This is a genomic window from Streptomyces sp. NPDC037013 (genome assembly GCF_055607265.1).
Map to the genome: position 1 here is coordinate 875602 of NZ_JBVJRV010000001.1, position 16883 is coordinate 892484.

The window sequence follows — 16883 nt, forward strand, 5'->3', positions numbered from 1 at the left end:
AACAGACGTACTCGTCACGCCGCGTTCAAGAGAATGCGGGCCGTGCTTCCGCCTCCCTTGACGGTCACCTGCCAGCAGCCCGGGCCAGGCACCTGCAAGTTCATCGGCAGAGGCCCGGGAACGCCCTCCGATGTGGGCGTCATATGTGCCCGGCCGGCCCCGGTAGTCCCATGGATCCCCTTCACCGAAACCTGGGGGAGGGATTTCTGGTCCACCCACAGAGGAAACTTGCCTCGGCGCTCCGCACCTTGCCTTTCCAGAAGGTCACTCCAGCTGTCGGTCCGCGGCGCGATGAACCAGACGCGGCCTGATCCGACGACTTTGAGTCCTTCCCGCGACAGCTTCGCCGGCGGCCGCGAGACCGGAACCACATCGTCGTCGCAGACCGCCTTGCTGAGCCGCGAGGCGGAAGGCGACGGTGAGCCCGAGTGCGACGCGGCGGCCGCCGGCGTTCCCTGCTGGTCACTGCAGGCGACAGTGACCAGCAGGGCCGAGAACGACAGCGGCACGACAACAGCTCGCCATCGCCGCGTGTCAAGCAATCCCATAGCGACTCCATGTCAACCCGAACGGCAACAACGTCAGAACGATGATGCCCGCACTTTGCGTCAGCCGTGTCAGCGAGTACTTCCGAGGCCGCCCGATTGCGGTGGGGTCCCCGATCAGTGTGGCGACGATCAATGGGATCCCGAAGAACACGCCGTAGACGAGTCCGCCCCACTGGGGCACGAGGTTGAGCAGAGCGCTGATCAGGAGTACCCACGAAGCACAGGACATACGGAACGTTGTCCATATCAGCCCGGTGTCCAGCCCCCACAGCAACGGCGTCACCCAGGTCGGTGCGGTGCCAGAATCGTCGGACAGCGTCTTTGCGGTCTGCCGCCGCAATCCCACGGTGAAGGTTCCCCGCTTGATCGCCCGTGCGTCCAGCACGATGCCCACGACAGCTGCTGCCGCGCATGTCGCCATCCGCAGAGGGGACGGGAGATGGCCGAACGTGACGGTGCCCACCTGGTACAGGAGCGCGACCATGAATCCGGCGGCGGCGATGTGCCCGAGCGCGAGAAGGCCGACAAAGCGCAGGTTCCTTTGCCGCATGTGAACAGAATCCCCTTGCACGAAGGGGCGGACGAATCCGATGAAGGACTGGCCTCAAGGACTGAACAGCTGGGCGAACCCGGCCACCGCGGCCAGGTTCACCGTCCACAGAGCCACCAAGGTCATGGTGCCGTGTGCTCCTTGTTTCTCTCGATGTCCGCGGTCACATCAGGCCGGGTCGGGGCCGAACCATATGGAGCACGCGAACGGACCGTCGTAACAGGTGGACCCCTTTGCGCATTCTCCGCAGTAGTACCGGTTGCTGCCCGTGACGCAGCTCCACGTTCTTCGGTTGTAACCGCTCGGACAGGTGTAGCGGTCTTTGTTGACCGCATAGCTGCACATGTTGCACTTGGCGAGGCTGCAGCACGGTGAGCCCTGGCAATCGGCCATGGCCTTGCCTCCCAGGAACAGGGTGGCGAGGCCCGCGACGAGCGCGGTGGACGACGTCCGCAGCACCCGGCGGCGCCGCGTAGGACGCACGTCGAGTTCTTCGAGCTCCGTCATGATGCCTGTGGACTCGGCGCACGCGGTGGTGGTGCTCATACAGTTGTCGTCCCTTTCGCGGCGGAATCGGAGAGCAAGGACGCCGGGACGGCGTCCTCGGTGAGCAGCGAATCGAGCTGACGGAACGAGGGAATGGTCTGTCCCAGCACCACCTCGCCGTTCCGGTAGACAAACGCGGCGGGGGTGACGTCGAGCTCGAAGGCGTCACTGATACGGCCGTCCAGGTCCACGGTTCCTCGGGCCTGCGGCAGACCGGTGTCGGCGAACCATGCCTCTGCCCGTTCCTGGAATCCCTCCACGAGGACCACCCACAGCGATGCGGGCGGCCTGCCGTTGAGCTTCTTGGCGATGGTCTTGCAGGTGTCACAGGTGGTCGACAGGAACAGGACGACCAGATACTCCTGCGCGTCGAGCTGTGCCGGAAGGCCGATCGCGGAGGGCGCGAGCGCGCGATCGCCGGGTATGTCGACCGGAGCAGGAGCATCGTCCAGCTCGAGCCGACCCCTGATCAACTGCTGTGTCTGGTACTGGTCGACCAAGGCCAGCAAGCAGATCAGGACCAGCACGGACAGGACAGAGACCACGATCCACAGAAAGATCATTGCGGCACCATCGCCTGCATGTACTCCCGGTTCTTTCGAGTCAGCGGAACCACCTTGAGAGCGGCGTAGACCGACAGCGCGAGCGTTACGGCAACGGCCAGTTCCGGAGCGGCCGGCGAACGATCAGGTGTCCATACGGCCAGCGCGGCGACACCGCCCCACAACGGCAGCATCGCGATCTGCCGCAGCCCGAGAACGCCTCCCTCGGCCTGGCCGAAGCAGGCGCACTTCACCTTCGTCCCCCGACTCAGCGCCAGAGCTCCCGCACCCGCGAAGGAGAGACCGAGGACCGCGACCAGCACAGGGGTCATGGCGAACCGCGGCACGCTCAACAAGGAGAACCCGGCGGCGAGTTCGACGACGGGAACACCGGCTGCAACGAGAACCGGCCGTGGGACGCGCAGTGCCACGAGAGTCGCTCGGAACGAACGAGGCGCGGCGAGTTTCTGGGCCGCCGCGTAGATGAGCAACGCGGCCGCCACCACACGAACGGCCGTGTTCAGCGCGGCGTATGCCGTCATCATCTGGGCGGCCGAACTGCCATTACCTGCGCGGCTTCCAGCTCCGTGTCCAGCAGGCAGACGGCGGTACGGGTGCGCTTCTCGCTGTGGGTCTTCAGCAACGGCGTCGGCACCGTTCGCCGGTTGCCGACCTGGTACCCGCCGCCGGGGAGAGGCTTGGGTACCCCGGTCACCCAGGACACGACCGGAATGGCCGCGACATCCATGCCGTCCCACCAGTCGGTCACCATTACGCGGTCCCCGGGGCGGGGAGTTATCCCGTCCGGGAAGCCGACCAGGGGGACGACCTCGTGGTCGGCCGCCGCGTCGGGGGCCATGAGTTCGCGTGTGCGGCTGCCGGTGCGGGGAAAGTCGACCTGTAACGTCTCTCCCTGCACCGCCCGGACCCGGGCCAGGTCCGTTCGTGCGGTACTGCCGGGGCTTCCGCTCTGTTCATCGGCCGACGCGTTCTCGGCGGCCGAGATGCCGACTGCTGCGGCACCGGCCCCGGCCGCGGCAGTCGTGAGGGCGGTTCTGCGCGTGAGTTGCTTTCCACGCCAGTCCATGACGCCTCCTAGGATTCGGAAGCACCCACAATTTCTTGACCATGGCGCAATGTCAGCATCACTTTCCACCGCACATGTCTGGAATCAACTGATGGAATTCCCTATTCCGTTGCATGTGGCAGCTACTTGGCAGGTCATTGAGTTAGAACAATGACTTCCGTTTCTGACCGGATGTGAAGAAACGACTCGAACTCGATCTTCTGGGTCGTACCGCGCAGAGAACAACCGCTCACACGATGACGCCGAACCGGACCGGGGCAGGGTGTGGGTGTGGGTCTGGGTGTGGCGTGGGGAGAGGCCGGCGACGTAGGGCTCGCGCTCACCGCCCCCGCGCCGCCTCCCGACCCGCCGCCACACCGCGAACCCGGCCGTGGCGACCAGCAGATACACCGGTACGAGGAGTTCCACGTCCAGGGACGACAGGTGCGCGGACCAGCCCGTGTCGCGCTCGTCCCCCTCGAACACGACCCGGTTGACGGTCAGAAAGGCCAGATGCGCCCCGATGCCGACCCACAGCGGGGCGCGTCGCACCGCGGTGCGGGCCGTGACGAGCATCAGGCCGAAGAAGGTCAACAGGATCAGGTAGGCGACCGGGTCCTGTCCGCCCGGCGCGAGCCCGACGGGCCCGGCGTCACGTCCGACGAGGGGCGCGATCCCGGCCTCCACCACGGTCGACAGGCCGGGCACCACCAGGAACACGGCCGTCGTACCGAGCGCGGACACGGCACCGCCGAACCGGCCGCGCAGCGCGGTCCACGTCTGCCCGCGCAGCGTCGTTTCCTCGGGCAGCGCCTCCAGGAGCAGGGCGACCACGCCGTTCGTCACCAGGAACCCGGCCAGTTCGGGCACGTTCGGGCGGGACCAGCTCAGCAGCCCGGCGGCTGTCGCCGCGCCCAGGACGAGCGCCGCGGCGCCGCACGTGACCCCGGCGCCGATGCACAGGGCCCGCAGGTTCCCGCCCGGCCCACCGAAGCCGATGTCCCGCAGGGAGCCGCCGCGACGGCGCAGCACGAGTACGACGAGCGGTACTGCCACGGCGCTGACCAGCGTGGCCGGAACGAGTCGCGCCGCGAAGCCGGTGAGGCCGAGACCGTCTGCGAGCACGGGTCCCACCGCCGTGCCCGTGCCGAGCGCCACGCCCATGATGAGGCCGCCGCCTAGTGCCCGTCCCACAGCCACTGTCTCTCCTCGATGCCGATCGCCGCCGCTCGTCACCGCGCGGCAAGGGGTTCTCACCATCGTCGGCGCCCACGCGATCACGGGAGTCGTGACGGTGGAGGAGATCGCCGTACATCTTTCGATGCAGCGGCCGGTCGCTCGGCCCGTATCCGGAGGTGCGGCCACCCGAGACGAGCGGCGGTCCGGGGTAAGCGGAAGGGGGGGGGAGGTGTGACCGTGGGGAGGCGCCATGGCCGAAGGGACGGTCCGATGGTTCGACGACGTGCGGGGCTATGGCTTCATCGTCCCCGACCGTGGCAGCCGCTGGGTCTGCAACGACCGGGGCTTTGATGTCGCTGTCCCCGCCGACCGGGAAGTGCGCGTTGATCGCATCGATGTTCAGTTCAACGGGTGGAGGACTCTGGAACCCGGCGAGCGTGTCTCGTTCGACTTCCAGCTCGACGAGGCGGGCGATCAGCTGAGAGCCGTCAAGGTCACCCAGCTGGGAGGGCGCGCCCCAGTGCGCGAGGTTTCCCCCCGGGCTGTAGCCCACATGCCTACGTGGCTCGGCTGCTGTATCAGTCTGCTCGCGGCGGCTGGTCTTGTGGCGTCCATCGTGTGGTTGGTGCGGACGCTGTGATCGGACCCCGCGGCGCCAGTGGCAGGGCCGCGCGGCCATCTCCGGCAGAGGCGAAGCCGACAGGGAGGTTGAATTCGATGGCGGACGAAACCGGCCACGCCTGAAAAGGCGTGGCCGGCGTAATCCGGATGGCCATGGTGCGGAGATGACCATCGGCTGAACATCGCTCGGCGAGTCACTGGCTCCGGTTCTGGGTCCTCTTTACCGGAGCATTCGACTCGTCAGAGGATTTCGATGTCCTTCACCTTCGGCGGACGGTGCGGGAAGGTGATGTCGGTCCACCTGTTGATGCGCACGGAGTCGCCATTGGCGTCGTAGTAGATCAGGTCGTTGTTGCCCGTGGAGATGCGGTCGACCCACCAGTTGCCGAAGCCGGTGCGGCCCTTGTTGGCGTAGCAGTCCACACTCGAGCGGCCGTCACCGCTGTGCGACCAGATCTTCAAGAAGTTCTCGCCACCCCGGCATTCGACGTGATCGATGGCGAAGGCGTTACCCGTGGGCATCACCACGGTGAACGCGGCGGCCGCAGCGATCGCCACGGTTGCGGAGCGGGCGACCCGCTTGGTTTTCGACAGCACAAGTACTCCCTTATTCGGGCCCGTACGTGGTCATTTGGCGACCATTTCCGGGAGACGTTTTGCGCTTCCACGAAGACGATCGGGCAGGACTCCTGTACATGGCAATCTTTCAAAAGGCTCACGGCCGAAACGAGTCGTCCAATGTCCTGATCAACGCCATTTAGGGGATGTGATGGTCCTAAGGGGCAAGATTTCGGGCAGAGCGGACGAGGAAAGTGGGGGCCGCATGGACCTGCAACTGCCCGGATGGACTGCACACGCGACGGTAGCGAGCCGAGTCGGGTTAAGGCGTAGGCCTCGCACCGCGACAGTGCTCGACGACGCGGGCGTGCGTGTCAGGGCGACGGCCCGCCCATGCCGTGGACCGGGCCAGGACCAAGCTCGATGGGAGACACCTTCTTGGGTGCGCTCGACGTCGGCACCGTGTCAGATGATGTCCGCTGCGCTGCGCCGCGGTGGGCTGACGCTGATGCGTACGGACACCCCAACAACCCACTGGACCGAGCAGCCCCCTCCACACCTACCCCGTCCCCTCGTGGGTCGTCAGCCTGTAGCTCGAGACGACTTACGGGCAACGAGGAACTGGACGCCAGAAATGCGGCATTGCCCGACAGGTGCTTTCCTCCCGTCGGCCCGCCAGGGGGGGGCGGTCAAGAGCCGAGCTGAGGCCCGACTTGGCCGCGGAATGGGACAGTGAGCGCAATGAGGCCTGGTGGCGATGCCCCGCGGATGACCGTCATCGCCATGACATGTCGCCGAGCGAGCCTTGGCACGGAGTGGGTGTCCGTACTGTTGGGGCACCGGGCCGCGTGTGGCAACGATCTGGCCACTGTTCATCCGGCGTTGGCAGCCGAATGGGCCGCCGCCCCCGGCAGGCCAGGCCTCACGCCCGCCGCCTGAGGGGCAGTCACTCGTTGACCTCGCTCCCGATCTAGCACGGGATGGCACCCCGCTCGCAACGCCCCTCTCACTCCCGCTGATGCCCGGCCCGGTACTCCGAGCCGAAACGCTGGTTGCGCAGGCGTGTCCAGGTTCACTGCGGCTTCGGTCTTGGTCTGCCGGCGAAGCTGGGGCTCGGCGAAGAGCGCCTGGAGCCGTGCGGCCTCTTGGTCCAAAAGGCGTGTGCGGCCAACCGCAATATGGCCTGGGCCTGGGCCTGGTCAGAGGTCTGCCTGCGCGGGCCGGGCACCGCCCTGGCCGCGGAGGCCAGGCCCGGCGCCAGGCGGTTGTTCATGCCCAGCTCTTCGCCGGGCGGATCGTCAGGCTGCCGGTGCGAAGGCCGCGATGGCGGCCGCCAGGTCGTCCGGAGCTTCGAGCGGAATCAAGTGACCGGTGTTCGGGATCACCGCGAAGTCGGCCTGGGAGAGGTAGGGCACCAGGTTTTCGCGCAACACGTCGACGGGCTCGACCTGGTCGTTCTCTCCGGCGACGACGAGTGCGGGAACGCTGACCATCCGGGTCTGCGCGGTGATGTCCTCCGCTATGCCGCGCAGCGGCCACTCGGTGCGGGCGGCGTCGGCGCCGGCCCGCGAATCCGTCATGATCCGCGCCTTCGCCGACGCGGGCAGCTCCGACGCGGTCAGGACGTGGTCCCGCGCCCCGGCCGCGGCCTCGTCCGAGTCGTAGGCGTGGGAAAGGGCTTCCTGGTACTCCGGGGTGATCTGCGCGGCGGGCTTCGCCGGACCGGAGCCGACGAGGACGATGCCACGCAGGCCGACGGGCCGCGTCGCCGCGACCAACTGCGCCACCTTGCCCCCCATCGAGTGCCCCACCAGGACGTAGTCGCTCACACCCGAATCAGCGAGCACGGCGAGCGTGTCGTCGGCGAGTTGACCGAGTGTGTAGGGGCCGGGCAGAGCATTCGACCGGCTCCACCCGCGGAAGTCGACCGTGAGCACATCACGGCCCGCGAGTCGGTCGACGACGAGATCCCAGGTGCGGGCCGAACCACCCCAGTAGTGCAGGAAGACCAGGGTCGGTCCGGTTCCCCGCCGATGGTCGTAAGTGGGCAGGAGTAGCTGCTGCGTCGTGGTCATCGTGACTCTCCAGTTCAGTGGGCCGGAGCTATTGCTCTATGCCGTCATTGAAACTTCTCCGCTCTCACAGGGCATCGGTGCGACTGGTCGCCCGATGGTGAAAACTGGACACGTGAGTGTGATCCGGCAGATGACCTATCAGCCCGCGGGCGGCCACGCCGCCGCCGTCGAGACGATGACGTTCGAGCGCCTGCGCGAGCTGAACGACGGTGGCACGCAGCGTGCCGACTTCCATGTGCTCGCTGTCGTCGACGAGGGCCGCGGTCTGGTCACGGTCGACTTCCTCCACTACCCGCTCAAGGATCGGTCTGCGGTATGGGTCCCTCCCGGCGCGGTGCACCGATGGGACGACATCGCCGGTCTCACAGGGCACCTCGTGCTGTTCGAGCCGACCGCGCCGGTCACCCCCGCCACCCGGGAACTCGTCGCGTCCCCGGATCTGGTCGCCCACTGGAGCATTTCTGACGCCGCCTGGCCATTCGTCGACGCCGCGCGCAACCACCTCCTCTTGGAGGCGACTGCCCCGTTGGGGGAGTTCTCGAAGGAGCTGCCCGAGATCCTGCTCTCCGCGCTCATTGCCCGGCTGCGGCCCCCGCACACCGCGGCACGGTCCACGCGCCCGGTGTTCCGGTTGTTCCGCTCAAGCGTCGAAGCGCACTTCCGAGAACACCACGACGCGGGCTACTACGCCCGAACACTGGGATACGCGCCCCGCACCCTCTCACGGGCAGTGCAGCAGGCCACCGGCCGGACCGCGAAGGCGTACATCGTCGACCGCATCATCCTCGAAGCCAAACGGCTCCTCGCGCACGACCATCTCACCGCGACCCGCTGCGCCGACGCGCTGGGCTTCCCCGACGCATCCAACTTCTCGGTGTTCTTCCAGAAGGCGACAGGCAAACGTCCCGGCGCGTGGCAGGCGACGACCGCCGTCGAGTAGGGACGAGCGAGCCGACGGCGCGCGGCCCGCATTCCGCGTCCGGTGGACGGCGAGGATGCTCGGTCGCACACGACATGGATCTTGTCCCTGCGCACGGCCGCGGCCACACATGTCCCCGCCGAGCCTCGTTCGTCGGCATCTCCGTCGGCGGCGGGCGTCCATCGACGCCCGCCGTCCGTTTGCTCCGGCTACGGAGGAGCATGGCGGCGGGCTTCGGCGTTCCGGCAGGGAGCGCCCGAACGACGCGGCGGACTACCGAGAGTGGTCGATGACGTTGCCGTTGGCGCAGTGGTTGACGTGGTCCAAGACGTCCTCGCCCTGGAGCGGCGCAACGGCGACCTCTTGCACGCAGACTGCCGCAGCGGTGAAGTTCCAGTTGGCGGTCGCGTTGGCACCTCCCCCGAAGTCGTCGCCGTCGTCGGCGTGGGCGGGGGCGGCAAGGGAGAGGCCCGCGACGGCGAGCACAGCGACAGAAACGATCTTCTTCATGCCGGTGGAACGACCGTCGTGCACCGGGGATACGGGCTGACCACTCCGATGGGCGACGTCAGGTCTCGGTATCTGGGGGCTGATGGATCCCTGGACCAAAGACGTCAGCGAGTTCCGCCCGCGCGGGCACTGTGTTGCCGCCGCCGTCCACGCCGACAAGATCCACGTCGTCTCCGCCCACCTCAACAGCCTGCTGCTGTACGGCGCGTACGAGGGAAACATCTGGTCCAAGCCCACCCCGCTCGGACCGGAGCACAAGGCGCGGCACGGTGCGGCACTGGCCGCTTTCGACCACCGGCTTCACGCGGTCTTCCCCGCCACCGGTAGCGACCACCTGATGCACACCGTGCTCGACGGCACCAGCTGGTCGAAGCCGCTCGTCATCAAGGGCCACGACTCCCACCACGCCGGCCTCGCGCCGTCGCGGCGACGGGCCGTTCGCGGTCGTTGAAGGCGGTGGTTGAAGATCGCGAAGCCGGCAGCCGTTTCCAGTGCTCCGGCTACCCGCCCATCCCTGTCGAACTCTCGAACTCCCTTACTTCGACGGTCCGCGCCCGGGTCTTGACCGGGTTGTCGGCCGGGTGGACGAGGTGGGTACTGGTGGCGGTCCCAGCGGGGATCTGTGCGTCGAGATCCCCCGGGTGCTGCCGCGCCATTCGATGGGTCAGGGTAGTTCGGATTCGAGGCGGCGCTGCAGCTCACCGAGGGTCTCGCGTGCGAGGTCGAGCCTTTCCGGGTCGAGACCTTCGGTGGTGCGCAGGGCGAGCTGGGTGTAGGCCGCCTGCATCCTGTGCAGTGCGGCGCGGCCGGTCGGGGTGACCTCGAGCAACTTGGCCCGCTGGTGCGCGGGATTGGGTCGGTAGCAGGCGAGTTCGTCTTTGACGAGCAGGTCCGCGACGCGCTGGACCGCCTGGCGCGTGTGGCCGAGCCGGCAGGCGATGGCTCCGACCGGCGCGGCTTCGTGTTCGACCTCGGCGAGGACCTGCCAGCGCGCCAGGCTCTGGCCGGTCGGCCGGGCGATGCCGTTGCCGATTGCCTCGACGACGTCGGCGAGTCCGCCGACCTGGTCGATCAGTGCGCTGTAGGCATCACAGGCCCGGTCGCCATCCTTGACAACATGTTGTCGTGTCGCTACCTTCTCGGACATGGCAACATGTTGTCATGTTGCGCTTCGGGCCGCAATGAGCGAATGAGGAGTACCGCATGTCCTCCGTACCCCGACCCCGCCCCCTCTTAATCTCACGCAGCATCGTCATCGCCGCACGACCCTCGGCGGTGTTCTCGGTGCTCGCCGACCCGCACCGCCACGCCGACTTCGACGGCTCAGGCACCGTGAAGCACGCGGTTTCGGGACCCGCCCGCCTGGGCCTGGACGACACGTTCAAGACGGCCATGAAGCTGTTCGGTGTGCGCTACCGAATCGTGAACACGGTGGTCGAGTTCGAGGCGGACCGGCGCATCGCGTGGTGCCACCCCGGCAAGCACCGCTGGCGCTACGAACTCGAAGCGGTCGACGGCGCCACACGGGTCGTCGAGACCTGCGACTTCTCCACCTCGCCTGTGCGCGGGCTGCTCCTGCGCACACCATGGCCCCGCTGGAACGCCGAGGGCATCGAGAAGACCCTGCCGAGGCTCAAGGCCCTGGTCGAGAACGCCGCCTGAACCGACGGGCCGAGGCGGCCCGGCCCACCTGCCGCAGTCGGCCATGCACCGTATGGCCGCCCCGGATACCCGGAATGCCGGAGCCGTCGCACCACTTCGACATGCTTCCGCGGAACGTTCGCATGTCACCGAACCATGACGCGTAGAGGCGAATGCCGCCGCGCGCCCAACACCACCTTCAGCGGCGTGCCGCCGCAGTGCGCATTGGACAACCAGGAGAGTCGTATGGCGTCCGAACCTCGCCCCTTCCAGATCGACATACCCGAAGAAGATCTCATGGACCTCGCGGAGCGCCTGGACCGCACCCGCTGGCCCGATGAGCTGCCCGGGGCCGGTTGGTCCTACGGCGTCAACAGGACATGGCTGCGGGACCTGGTCGGTCACTGGCGCGAGGGATACGACTGGCGAGCGCACGAGGCGGCGCTGAACGCGCACCCGCAGTTCACCACCGAAATCGATGGGCAGAACATCCACTTCCTGCACGTCCGTTCCCCCGAGCCGGACGCGACACCGCTGATCATCACGCACGGCTGGCCCAGCACGATCGCCGACTTCCAGGCGATCATCGGACCGCTCACCGATCCCCGCGCACACGGAGGCGACCCGGCCGACGCCTTCCACGTCGTCGCGCCCTCCCTGCCCGGGTACGCCTTCTCCGGTCCGACCCGCGATCGTGGCTGGGGGGTCAACCGCACCGCCCGCGCCTGGGCTCGGCTCATGAGCGACCTGGGGTACGAGCGTTACGCCGCCCAGGGAGGGGATTTCGGCAGTCTCATCGCCCCCGAGCTCGGCCGGGTCGCCGGAGAACAGGTGATGGGAGTGCACGTCAACGCATTGGCCTTCGCCGCGTGGCCCATGTCCCCCGATGAGCTGGACATACTCGGCGAGGCCGATCGCGAACGGGCGCTCGACCACGAGCGCTGGTGGTATGGGCGTTCCGGTTACATGCACGAGATGAGCACCCGCCCACAGACCATCGCCTACGCGCTGAACGACTCGCCGGTCGGGCAACTGGCCTGGAATTCTGAGTGGTTCGTCGACTACGACCCCACCGCGACCAAGCACACCGCCGTCGACCGGGACGCGATCCTGACCAACGTCACCATCTACTGGCTGACCAGAACAGCGGGCTCTGCCGCACGCCTCTACTTCGAGGCCGGGGCCGAGCTGTCGGCGGGAAGGCCGTCGCCGTCGGGCGTCCCGACAGCGGTGGCGAACTTCCCCGGGGACCACGCGATCCAGGATCTGGCGAAACGGTCCCACACAATCACGCGCTGGCGGGAGTACGAGCGAGGCGGGCACTTCCCCGCCCTCCAAGCACCCGAGCTACTCGTGGCCGACATCCGGGAGTTCTTCCGAAGCCTGCCCGGCAAACCCTGAGGCAGGACTCACCCCACCGCAGAGAGGAACCACTGTGCAGATCGGCATCGGACTTCCGAATCAGGTCCGTGATGTCACGGCGTCGGCCCTTCCCCGCTGGGCGGCCCTGGCCGAAGAAGCGGGTTTCTCCACCCTCGCCACGACCGGGCGCTACGCATACCCGGGCGTGAGCGACACCGTCGCACTCGCGGCCGCGGCCGGGGCGACCACCACGATCGGACTGCTCAGCGCCGTCCTGCTGGCCCCGACGTGGCCCGGTGCCCTGCTGGCCAAGGAAATCGCCGGCATCGACGGTGTCTCCGGCGCCCGCCTAACCCTCGGTGTCGGCGTCGGGTCGCGCGAGGACGAGTTCACCGTGCCCGGGCACGACATGCACGGTCGTGGCGCGCGGCTGGAATCCGACCTGGCGACGTACCGCGAGATCTGGAGCGGAGCGCCGGCCGGCAATGGACCGAACCCGGCCGTGCCGTCGGGCACCCGGCAGGTCCCCATGCTGTTCGGCGGGTACTCCGCTCGTGCACTGGACCGCATGGTGCGCTGGGGCGAGGGCTACATCGGCGGCGCGCTGCCTCCGGCCATGACGGCGCCCAGCTTCGAGGCGGCGAAACGGGCCTGGAGGGAGGCAGACCGCCCGGGCGCCCCGAAACTCGTAGTCCTCGCCTATTACGCACTGGGCGACCCCGAGGCCGGACGGGCGAACATGGAGGACTTCTACCGGCTGGCCCCCAAGGACATCGCCGCCAACGCAGTGCTTTGCACCACTCAGGAGACGATTGAGCGGTCCATCACGGAGTACACCGACCTCGGTGTGGACGAGATCATCTTCGTTCCCGCCACGGACGACCTCGATGAGGTCAGGAGGCTCGCCGGCATCGCCACCTGAACAGTTGTCGGGAGCCGACATTCAGCAAGACCTTCAAACGATCGGCCTTGCTGTGTTCAATCGTCGTCGCCGTGCAGCCGCCGCCGGACCACCCTTCCCCGAGGCTTCATCGGCACCTCCGGCAGTTTCGGGGTCGGCAGCGGCGCACCGTCGTAACCCTTCACCTCGCCGAAACGGGAACCCGTCATCCAGTCCTCGCGGGCCTGTTCGATCTCTGACTGCGTGCGGTCGACGAAGTTCCGCCACATATCGAAGTCCTTCGTTGTTCGCGCAGGTTGACGCCGTGCGTGATTGCTCGTGCTAGTGCTCTGTGCCGGCCGCAGTGATTCCGGACACGTAGCCGCCCGTCAGGTCCTCCAGATTGCATCGCAGCTGCTTACTCGGGGCGATCAGGATCGGAAGCCGGTCCAGGGGAATCCGGTCGTTCTCAATCTTGTAGACCCAGTTCTCTGACCTGCCGATTAGGTCACCCAGCATCTTCTGGGACAAGCCACGGCGCTCACGCCACCACTTGATCCGTTGCCCGATAGCTAAACAACTCTCCGTCATACACCATGGGTTGACCGTTCGCCGAAGTGGACAGGGCACTCGCGTCAAGCGTTGGTCCACATGCTTCGGACAGTGGCGATACTGGGGGCCTCTCCTTCTGGGGGCCGCGCACGCGCATTCAAGATCGGCAAGGAGGCGGCTTTGCCAGTCCCATACCGTGGTCTGAACCTCGACTTCGGTGATGTGCTCACCACCCGGATGCGACTGAACAAGCAGGCGTTCGAGAGGGCGGAGGGATTGACTCCCGGCGCGTATTTCGCGGCGCTGAACGAGCATCCCGATGGCGTCGCGATCTACGCAGCACTGGAGGTCGGTGAGGCAACCCAGGAGGACTGGAACCGTGTCGTCGGCGGCATCCTCGGTATCGACTCCACCGACCTGATGCGGCGTGCCCTGGCCAACCTCCACCGCGAGCCGCAGATCGTCGCGGCCGCGAAGCGCGCTCGTGCGGCTGGGATCAAGGTGGCCATGCTCAGCAACTCGTTCGGGATCGAGCCCTACAACCCGTACGAGGACAAGGGCACGTGGACCGATTTCTTCGATGCCGTGATCTTGTCGGAGCTGGAGGGCGTACGGAAGCCGTCGCCGCGCATCTATCAGCGGGCGCTTGACGCCCTGGACCTGACCGGTCCCGAGTGCGTCTTTGTTGACGACCACGCCGAGAACTTGCCGCCCGCCGAGACCCTGGGCATCCGCACCGTGCACCACACGACGGACCCCACCGCCACCGCTGCCATCCTCGACTCACTTCTCCTCGACACATAGGCGGCAGGCGGGGTGCACCTGGAAGCCTGGACGGGCTCCCGGAGACTCGCATGCCGCCGGAGAGCCCGTCCAGTGGGTGGCGTCAGCGGTAAGCGGCGAGGAAGGCCCGGACGCCGGCGTCGGCGTAGTGGTCGAGTTCGGGCTGGGGGTGCTGTGGACTCCCGTGGAACAACGCCTTGTTCACGGGGATCCAGAGCAGCAGGCCGGAGAAGTGGTTGGCAGCCAGGAGCGCGTCATCGATCCGTAGGATGCCTTGGTCGGCCAGGTGTTGGAAGGTGTCGGCCAGAGTGGCCAGTACCCGCTCGAAGCCCTGTTCGTACCAGGCGGCGCCCAGGTCAGGGAAGGCATCGGCGTTGGCGATGATGAGGCGCCGCAGCTGGAGCAGCTGGGGGCGGGTGAGGGTGGTCAAAAACTGGCGGGCCAGCTGAAGCAGGTTCTCCTCCAGCGTGTCCGCGTCGGCGGGGATGTCGGCCACCAAGTCGATCATGGCCTCGATCCGGTCGGTGGTGGCCAGCACGATCTCGGCGAACAGCTTCTCCTTGTCGGCGAAGTGCTTGTACACCGTCTGCTTTGACACCGCGGCCAGCTTGGCGATGTCGTCCATGCTCGTGCCGGCGTAGCCCTTGGCCATGAACACCGCTGTCGCAGCCTCCATGATCGCCTGATGCTTGCGGGCCGAGCGCCCGCCGGGTCCGTTCGCTTCCATGCCCCTCCTTCGCTCGATGCAGTACTGGACAGTCCAGTTCCTCGGTACTGGACAGCCCAGTACCGAGACCAAGGCTCGACTCGAGGGGATCTCGCATGACGCAGGCGATACACACACTGTTCGCCGACCGTGCTGCTGCCTCAACTGCGCGCACCACTCGCGCACTGCTCGCCTGCGGTGCAGCGGCAGGGCCGCTCTTCCTGGGGGTGGGGTGATCGAGGGCCTCACCCGTACCGGTTTCGACTTCACCCGGAACGCCATCAGCCAGCTGGGCCTTGGCTCGCTCGTTCCTGCTCGCCGGGGTATTCAAGGCGGACCCCGGCGCGGGCTTCCCGGCCGGTACGCAGGGCGGTCGTGTCACGCTGAGCGGCCACGGAGCGGTCCACATGCTCAGCGGCACCGTGGGCTACGTCGTGCTGTGTGCCGCATTCCTCGTGCTGGCAGGGCGCTTCGCCGCCCAGGGCCGACACCCTTGGGCCCTGACCTACCGTCTCCTGCCGTTGGGGATCGTCGCCGGGTTCGCCGCCTCCGCTGCCGCAGCCGGCCTGGGCCTGCTCGCACTCACCGCGGCCGCTGCCCAGTTGGTCACCTCCACCCCGACCACTCGGCCGTAGCCCCAGTCCCCACGGCGACAACTCGAAACTCACTCACCCACCCAGACAGGACACCACCATGACCGCACCGGTAAAAGGCCCCGTCAGCTACTTCCCGTCGATCGAGAAGAAGTACGGCCGCTCGATCGAGCAGTGGAAGGAGCTGATCCGCACCTCGTCCCTGACCAAGCACATGGAGCTCGTCGCCTGGCTCAAATCCGAGCACGGACTCGGCCACGGGCACGCCAATGCCCTTGTCGCCCACACCCTCGCCGAACGCAGCGAAAACTGACCCGGACAAGGGAGCCGCACGGTCGAGCTGCGCGCAGAATCCACGCCCGGCTCGTGTGCTGCCTGTTCTCGGGACCAGAACCAGAACCAGCACAGGCACGGTTCCGTGATCAGGAAGTTGCGGCGATCTGTGGACACCGGGGAGACCTGTGCCTGTGCTGCCTCCTGGCTGACCGAACCGCTGCGGACTCACTCCGGCGTCCAGACAGGGCCATCTAGCCGGGAGGCTCTCAGGGATGAAAACGATTTCTCACGCCTCCTGGCCCAGGGCCTGTCGGACGGATTGGGGAGACGGGCGGAACGTACCGGAGAAGGACGCGCGTGCGAGCCATCCTTGCCGTCGGTGAGGCGCTCGGCATTTTCGTGCGTGCGAGGATCGATCACGCAAGGAACAGTACGAGCACACGCGACATCTGGAGGATTCATGGCCGCGGCCGGTAACGAGGAGACATGCGAGCTTGATCCAGTTACCTGGGACGCGATGATCGACGCACTGAAGGCCAACGGCGTGCCGGACGAAACACTCGGCAAGGTCTGCACACAAGCCCTCGCCACAATCAATGCCACGCCGGTTAGTGTCCGGGAGGAATGGCTGGCCACCGGCACCAAGCCGCTCTGAGCCATCGGCAGCTCGCCATGATCCGCCGCAGAACCTCTGACTCTCGTCACTAAGGACTGTCCGGCGAGTCACGAGCGAAGCCAGAGGCGAACTGCAGCGACGGTCACGGTGCCATGGAGGATGTACGCCTTCTTGTCGAAGCGGGTGGCTACTGTGCGGAAGCCTTTGAGCGCGTTGATCGTTCGCTCGACTTCGTTGCGACGCTTGCAAATCGGCCGCATTCCCGCAACCGCCGACGTGGTCCCGCCCCCACGGCTGGGACCCCGAGGTGATCGGGCCCAGCCTCCGGTAGAACCTGACAAGTAGTCAGAAAACTCGGCG

At 67.2% G+C, this 16883-nt stretch carries 24 protein-coding genes and 1 pseudogene; 10 read left to right on the top strand and 15 right to left on the bottom strand.

Annotated elements, in window-relative coordinates:
- Positions 1-14 precede the first annotated feature (14 nt).
- The 7 genes from ACZ7DY_RS03685 to ACZ7DY_RS03715 all read right to left on the bottom strand — a co-directional run bounded on the left by ACZ7DY_RS03685 (position 15) and on the right by ACZ7DY_RS03715 (position 4446).
- Positions 15-548, bottom strand: a complete 534-nt coding sequence (locus tag ACZ7DY_RS03685) for a hypothetical protein (protein WP_471129506.1) — start codon at positions 546-548, stop codon at positions 15-17.
- Positions 535-1098, bottom strand: a complete 564-nt coding sequence (locus ACZ7DY_RS03690; RefSeq protein WP_471129509.1) for a hypothetical protein — start codon at positions 1096-1098, stop codon at positions 535-537. The genes ACZ7DY_RS03685 and ACZ7DY_RS03690 overlap by 14 nt, the downstream gene beginning before the upstream one ends.
- A gap of 168 nt (positions 1099-1266) precedes the next feature.
- Positions 1267-1644: a hypothetical protein gene (locus ACZ7DY_RS03695; RefSeq protein ID WP_471129512.1), complete on the bottom strand. Its 378-nt coding sequence runs from the start codon at positions 1642-1644 to the stop codon at positions 1267-1269.
- Positions 1641-2207, bottom strand: coding sequence for a hypothetical protein (locus ACZ7DY_RS03700; RefSeq protein WP_471129515.1), 567 nt, complete (start codon positions 2205-2207; stop codon positions 1641-1643). The genes ACZ7DY_RS03695 and ACZ7DY_RS03700 overlap by 4 nt, the downstream gene beginning before the upstream one ends.
- A complete protein-coding gene (locus ACZ7DY_RS03705; RefSeq protein WP_471129517.1) occupies positions 2204-2731 on the bottom strand; it encodes a MauE/DoxX family redox-associated membrane protein in 528 nt (175 codons plus the stop codon). Before ACZ7DY_RS03705 ends, ACZ7DY_RS03700 begins: the two co-directional genes overlap by 4 nt.
- Positions 2728-3273: a hypothetical protein gene (locus tag ACZ7DY_RS03710; RefSeq protein WP_471129520.1), complete on the bottom strand. Its 546-nt coding sequence runs from the start codon at positions 3271-3273 to the stop codon at positions 2728-2730. Before ACZ7DY_RS03710 ends, ACZ7DY_RS03705 begins: the two co-directional genes overlap by 4 nt.
- A gap of 84 nt (positions 3274-3357) precedes the next feature.
- Entirely contained in the window at positions 3358-4446 is a 1089-nt protein-coding gene (locus ACZ7DY_RS03715; protein WP_471129523.1) for a type II CAAX prenyl endopeptidase Rce1 family protein, read from the bottom strand.
- Between the two features lie 235 nt (positions 4447-4681).
- Here ACZ7DY_RS03715 and ACZ7DY_RS03720 point away from each other — a divergent pair, with 235 nt between their 5' ends.
- Positions 4682-5071 (top strand): cold-shock protein, encoded by a 390-nt coding sequence (locus ACZ7DY_RS03720; RefSeq protein ID WP_471129526.1) that lies wholly within the window; start codon positions 4682-4684, stop codon positions 5069-5071.
- A 221-nt stretch (positions 5072-5292) separates the two neighbouring features.
- Here the strand turns inward: ACZ7DY_RS03720 and ACZ7DY_RS03725 are convergent, their stop codons facing one another.
- Positions 5293-5649 (bottom strand): beta/gamma crystallin domain-containing protein, encoded by a 357-nt coding sequence (locus ACZ7DY_RS03725; RefSeq protein ID WP_055569966.1) that lies wholly within the window; start codon positions 5647-5649, stop codon positions 5293-5295.
- A gap of 1259 nt (positions 5650-6908) precedes the next feature.
- Positions 6909-7685 (bottom strand): alpha/beta fold hydrolase, encoded by a 777-nt coding sequence (locus ACZ7DY_RS03730; protein ID WP_471129530.1) that lies wholly within the window; start codon positions 7683-7685, stop codon positions 6909-6911.
- Positions 7686-7797: 112 nt separating this feature from the next.
- Here ACZ7DY_RS03730 and ACZ7DY_RS03735 point away from each other — a divergent pair, with 112 nt between their 5' ends.
- Positions 7798-8625: a helix-turn-helix domain-containing protein gene (locus tag ACZ7DY_RS03735; RefSeq protein ID WP_471130215.1), complete on the top strand. Its 828-nt coding sequence runs from the start codon at positions 7798-7800 to the stop codon at positions 8623-8625.
- Between the two features lie 252 nt (positions 8626-8877).
- Here ACZ7DY_RS03735 and ACZ7DY_RS03740 read toward each other — a convergent pair whose 3' ends face one another.
- Positions 8878-9114: a hypothetical protein gene (locus ACZ7DY_RS03740; RefSeq protein WP_471129532.1), complete on the bottom strand. Its 237-nt coding sequence runs from the start codon at positions 9112-9114 to the stop codon at positions 8878-8880.
- Positions 9115-9196: 82 nt separating this feature from the next.
- Here ACZ7DY_RS03740 and ACZ7DY_RS03745 point away from each other — a divergent pair, with 82 nt between their 5' ends.
- The gene (locus ACZ7DY_RS03745; protein WP_471129534.1) at positions 9197-9565 is read left to right on the top strand and encodes a hypothetical protein; all 369 of its coding nucleotides are present in this window, start codon (positions 9197-9199) and stop codon (positions 9563-9565) included.
- A gap of 213 nt (positions 9566-9778) precedes the next feature.
- Here the strand turns inward: ACZ7DY_RS03745 and ACZ7DY_RS03750 are convergent, their stop codons facing one another.
- Positions 9779-10261, bottom strand: a complete 483-nt coding sequence (locus ACZ7DY_RS03750) for a MarR family winged helix-turn-helix transcriptional regulator (RefSeq protein WP_471129537.1) — start codon at positions 10259-10261, stop codon at positions 9779-9781.
- A gap of 56 nt (positions 10262-10317) precedes the next feature.
- Between ACZ7DY_RS03750 and ACZ7DY_RS03755 the strand changes: the two genes are divergently transcribed.
- The 3 genes from ACZ7DY_RS03755 (at position 10318) to ACZ7DY_RS03765 (ending at position 13039) form a co-directional block, all read left to right on the top strand.
- Positions 10318-10776, top strand: coding sequence for an SRPBCC family protein (locus tag ACZ7DY_RS03755; RefSeq protein WP_471129539.1), 459 nt, complete (start codon positions 10318-10320; stop codon positions 10774-10776).
- A gap of 225 nt (positions 10777-11001) precedes the next feature.
- Positions 11002-12156 carry an epoxide hydrolase family protein gene (locus tag ACZ7DY_RS03760; RefSeq protein ID WP_471129542.1) on the top strand — a complete coding sequence of 385 codons (1155 nt, stop codon included), beginning with the start codon at positions 11002-11004 and terminating at the stop codon, positions 12154-12156.
- 34 nt (positions 12157-12190) lie between these two features.
- Positions 12191-13039 carry an LLM class flavin-dependent oxidoreductase gene (locus ACZ7DY_RS03765; RefSeq protein WP_471129545.1) on the top strand — a complete coding sequence of 283 codons (849 nt, stop codon included), beginning with the start codon at positions 12191-12193 and terminating at the stop codon, positions 13037-13039.
- Between the two features lie 56 nt (positions 13040-13095).
- On the opposite strand, the gene ACZ7DY_RS03770 is transcribed toward ACZ7DY_RS03765, so the two are convergent.
- Both ACZ7DY_RS03770 and ACZ7DY_RS03775 read right to left on the bottom strand, forming a co-directional pair.
- Positions 13096-13287 (bottom strand): hypothetical protein, encoded by a 192-nt coding sequence (locus ACZ7DY_RS03770; RefSeq protein WP_471130240.1) that lies wholly within the window; start codon positions 13285-13287, stop codon positions 13096-13098.
- Between the two features lie 52 nt (positions 13288-13339).
- Positions 13340-13588: a helix-turn-helix domain-containing protein gene (locus ACZ7DY_RS03775; RefSeq protein ID WP_471129547.1), complete on the bottom strand. Its 249-nt coding sequence runs from the start codon at positions 13586-13588 to the stop codon at positions 13340-13342.
- 72 nt (positions 13589-13660) lie between these two features.
- On the opposite strand from ACZ7DY_RS03775, the gene ACZ7DY_RS03780 reads away from it, so the two are divergent.
- On the top strand, positions 13661-14353 hold the full coding sequence (locus tag ACZ7DY_RS03780) for an HAD-IA family hydrolase (RefSeq protein ID WP_471129550.1): 693 nt from the start codon (positions 13661-13663) through the stop codon (positions 14351-14353).
- An 82-nt stretch (positions 14354-14435) separates the two neighbouring features.
- Here ACZ7DY_RS03780 and ACZ7DY_RS03785 read toward each other — a convergent pair whose 3' ends face one another.
- On the bottom strand, positions 14436-15059 hold the full coding sequence (locus ACZ7DY_RS03785; RefSeq protein ID WP_471129553.1) for a TetR/AcrR family transcriptional regulator: 624 nt from the start codon (positions 15057-15059) through the stop codon (positions 14436-14438).
- 275 nt (positions 15060-15334) lie between these two features.
- Between ACZ7DY_RS03785 and ACZ7DY_RS03790 the strand changes: the two genes are divergently transcribed.
- The 3 genes from ACZ7DY_RS03790 (at position 15335) to ACZ7DY_RS03800 (ending at position 16562) form a co-directional block, all read left to right on the top strand.
- Positions 15335-15673 carry a DUF998 domain-containing protein gene (locus ACZ7DY_RS03790; RefSeq protein ID WP_471129555.1) on the top strand — a complete coding sequence of 113 codons (339 nt, stop codon included), beginning with the start codon at positions 15335-15337 and terminating at the stop codon, positions 15671-15673.
- Positions 15674-15731: 58 nt separating this feature from the next.
- Positions 15732-15944 (top strand): DUF4287 domain-containing protein, encoded by a 213-nt coding sequence (locus ACZ7DY_RS03795; RefSeq protein ID WP_471129557.1) that lies wholly within the window; start codon positions 15732-15734, stop codon positions 15942-15944.
- A gap of 423 nt (positions 15945-16367) precedes the next feature.
- Entirely contained in the window at positions 16368-16562 is a 195-nt protein-coding gene (locus ACZ7DY_RS03800) for a hypothetical protein (protein WP_471129560.1), read from the top strand.
- A gap of 68 nt (positions 16563-16630) precedes the next feature.
- Here the strand turns inward: ACZ7DY_RS03800 and ACZ7DY_RS03805 are convergent.
- Positions 16631-16768 (bottom strand): annotated as a pseudogene (locus ACZ7DY_RS03805) (IS5/IS1182 family transposase); the annotation flags it as partial.
- Between the last annotated feature and the right edge of the window lie 115 nt (positions 16769-16883).

Bases quoted from the DNA above. Each gene is read 5' to 3' on its own strand.
- ACZ7DY_RS03685 (WP_471129506.1), bottom strand. From the start codon at position 548: ATGGGATTGCTTGACACGCGGCGATGGCGAGCTGTTGTCGTGCCGCTG.
- ACZ7DY_RS03690 (WP_471129509.1), bottom strand. From the start codon at position 1,098: ATGCGGCAAAGGAACCTGCGCTTTGTCGGCCTTCTCGCGCTCGGGCAC.
- ACZ7DY_RS03695 (WP_471129512.1), bottom strand. From the start codon at position 1,644: ATGAGCACCACCACCGCGTGCGCCGAGTCCACAGGCATCATGACGGAG.
- ACZ7DY_RS03700 (WP_471129515.1), bottom strand. From the start codon at position 2,207: ATGATCTTTCTGTGGATCGTGGTCTCTGTCCTGTCCGTGCTGGTCCTG.
- ACZ7DY_RS03705 (WP_471129517.1), bottom strand. From the start codon at position 2,731: ATGATGACGGCATACGCCGCGCTGAACACGGCCGTTCGTGTGGTGGCG.
- ACZ7DY_RS03710 (WP_471129520.1), bottom strand. From the start codon at position 3,273: ATGGACTGGCGTGGAAAGCAACTCACGCGCAGAACCGCCCTCACGACT.
- ACZ7DY_RS03720 (WP_471129526.1), top strand. From the start codon at position 4,682: ATGGCCGAAGGGACGGTCCGATGGTTCGACGACGTGCGGGGCTATGGC.
- ACZ7DY_RS03730 (WP_471129530.1), bottom strand. From the start codon at position 7,685: ATGACCACGACGCAGCAGCTACTCCTGCCCACTTACGACCATCGGCGG.
- ACZ7DY_RS03740 (WP_471129532.1), bottom strand. From the start codon at position 9,114: ATGAAGAAGATCGTTTCTGTCGCTGTGCTCGCCGTCGCGGGCCTCTCC.
- ACZ7DY_RS03745 (WP_471129534.1), top strand. From the start codon at position 9,197: ATGGATCCCTGGACCAAAGACGTCAGCGAGTTCCGCCCGCGCGGGCAC.
- ACZ7DY_RS03750 (WP_471129537.1), bottom strand. From the start codon at position 10,261: ATGTCCGAGAAGGTAGCGACACGACAACATGTTGTCAAGGATGGCGAC.
- ACZ7DY_RS03755 (WP_471129539.1), top strand. From the start codon at position 10,318: ATGTCCTCCGTACCCCGACCCCGCCCCCTCTTAATCTCACGCAGCATC.
- ACZ7DY_RS03760 (WP_471129542.1), top strand. From the start codon at position 11,002: ATGGCGTCCGAACCTCGCCCCTTCCAGATCGACATACCCGAAGAAGAT.
- ACZ7DY_RS03770 (WP_471130240.1), bottom strand. From the start codon at position 13,287: ATGTGGCGGAACTTCGTCGACCGCACGCAGTCAGAGATCGAACAGGCC.
- ACZ7DY_RS03775 (WP_471129547.1), bottom strand. From the start codon at position 13,588: ATGACGGAGAGTTGTTTAGCTATCGGGCAACGGATCAAGTGGTGGCGT.
- ACZ7DY_RS03785 (WP_471129553.1), bottom strand. From the start codon at position 15,059: ATGGAAGCGAACGGACCCGGCGGGCGCTCGGCCCGCAAGCATCAGGCG.
- ACZ7DY_RS03795 (WP_471129557.1), top strand. From the start codon at position 15,732: ATGACCGCACCGGTAAAAGGCCCCGTCAGCTACTTCCCGTCGATCGAG.
- ACZ7DY_RS03800 (WP_471129560.1), top strand. From the start codon at position 16,368: ATGGCCGCGGCCGGTAACGAGGAGACATGCGAGCTTGATCCAGTTACC.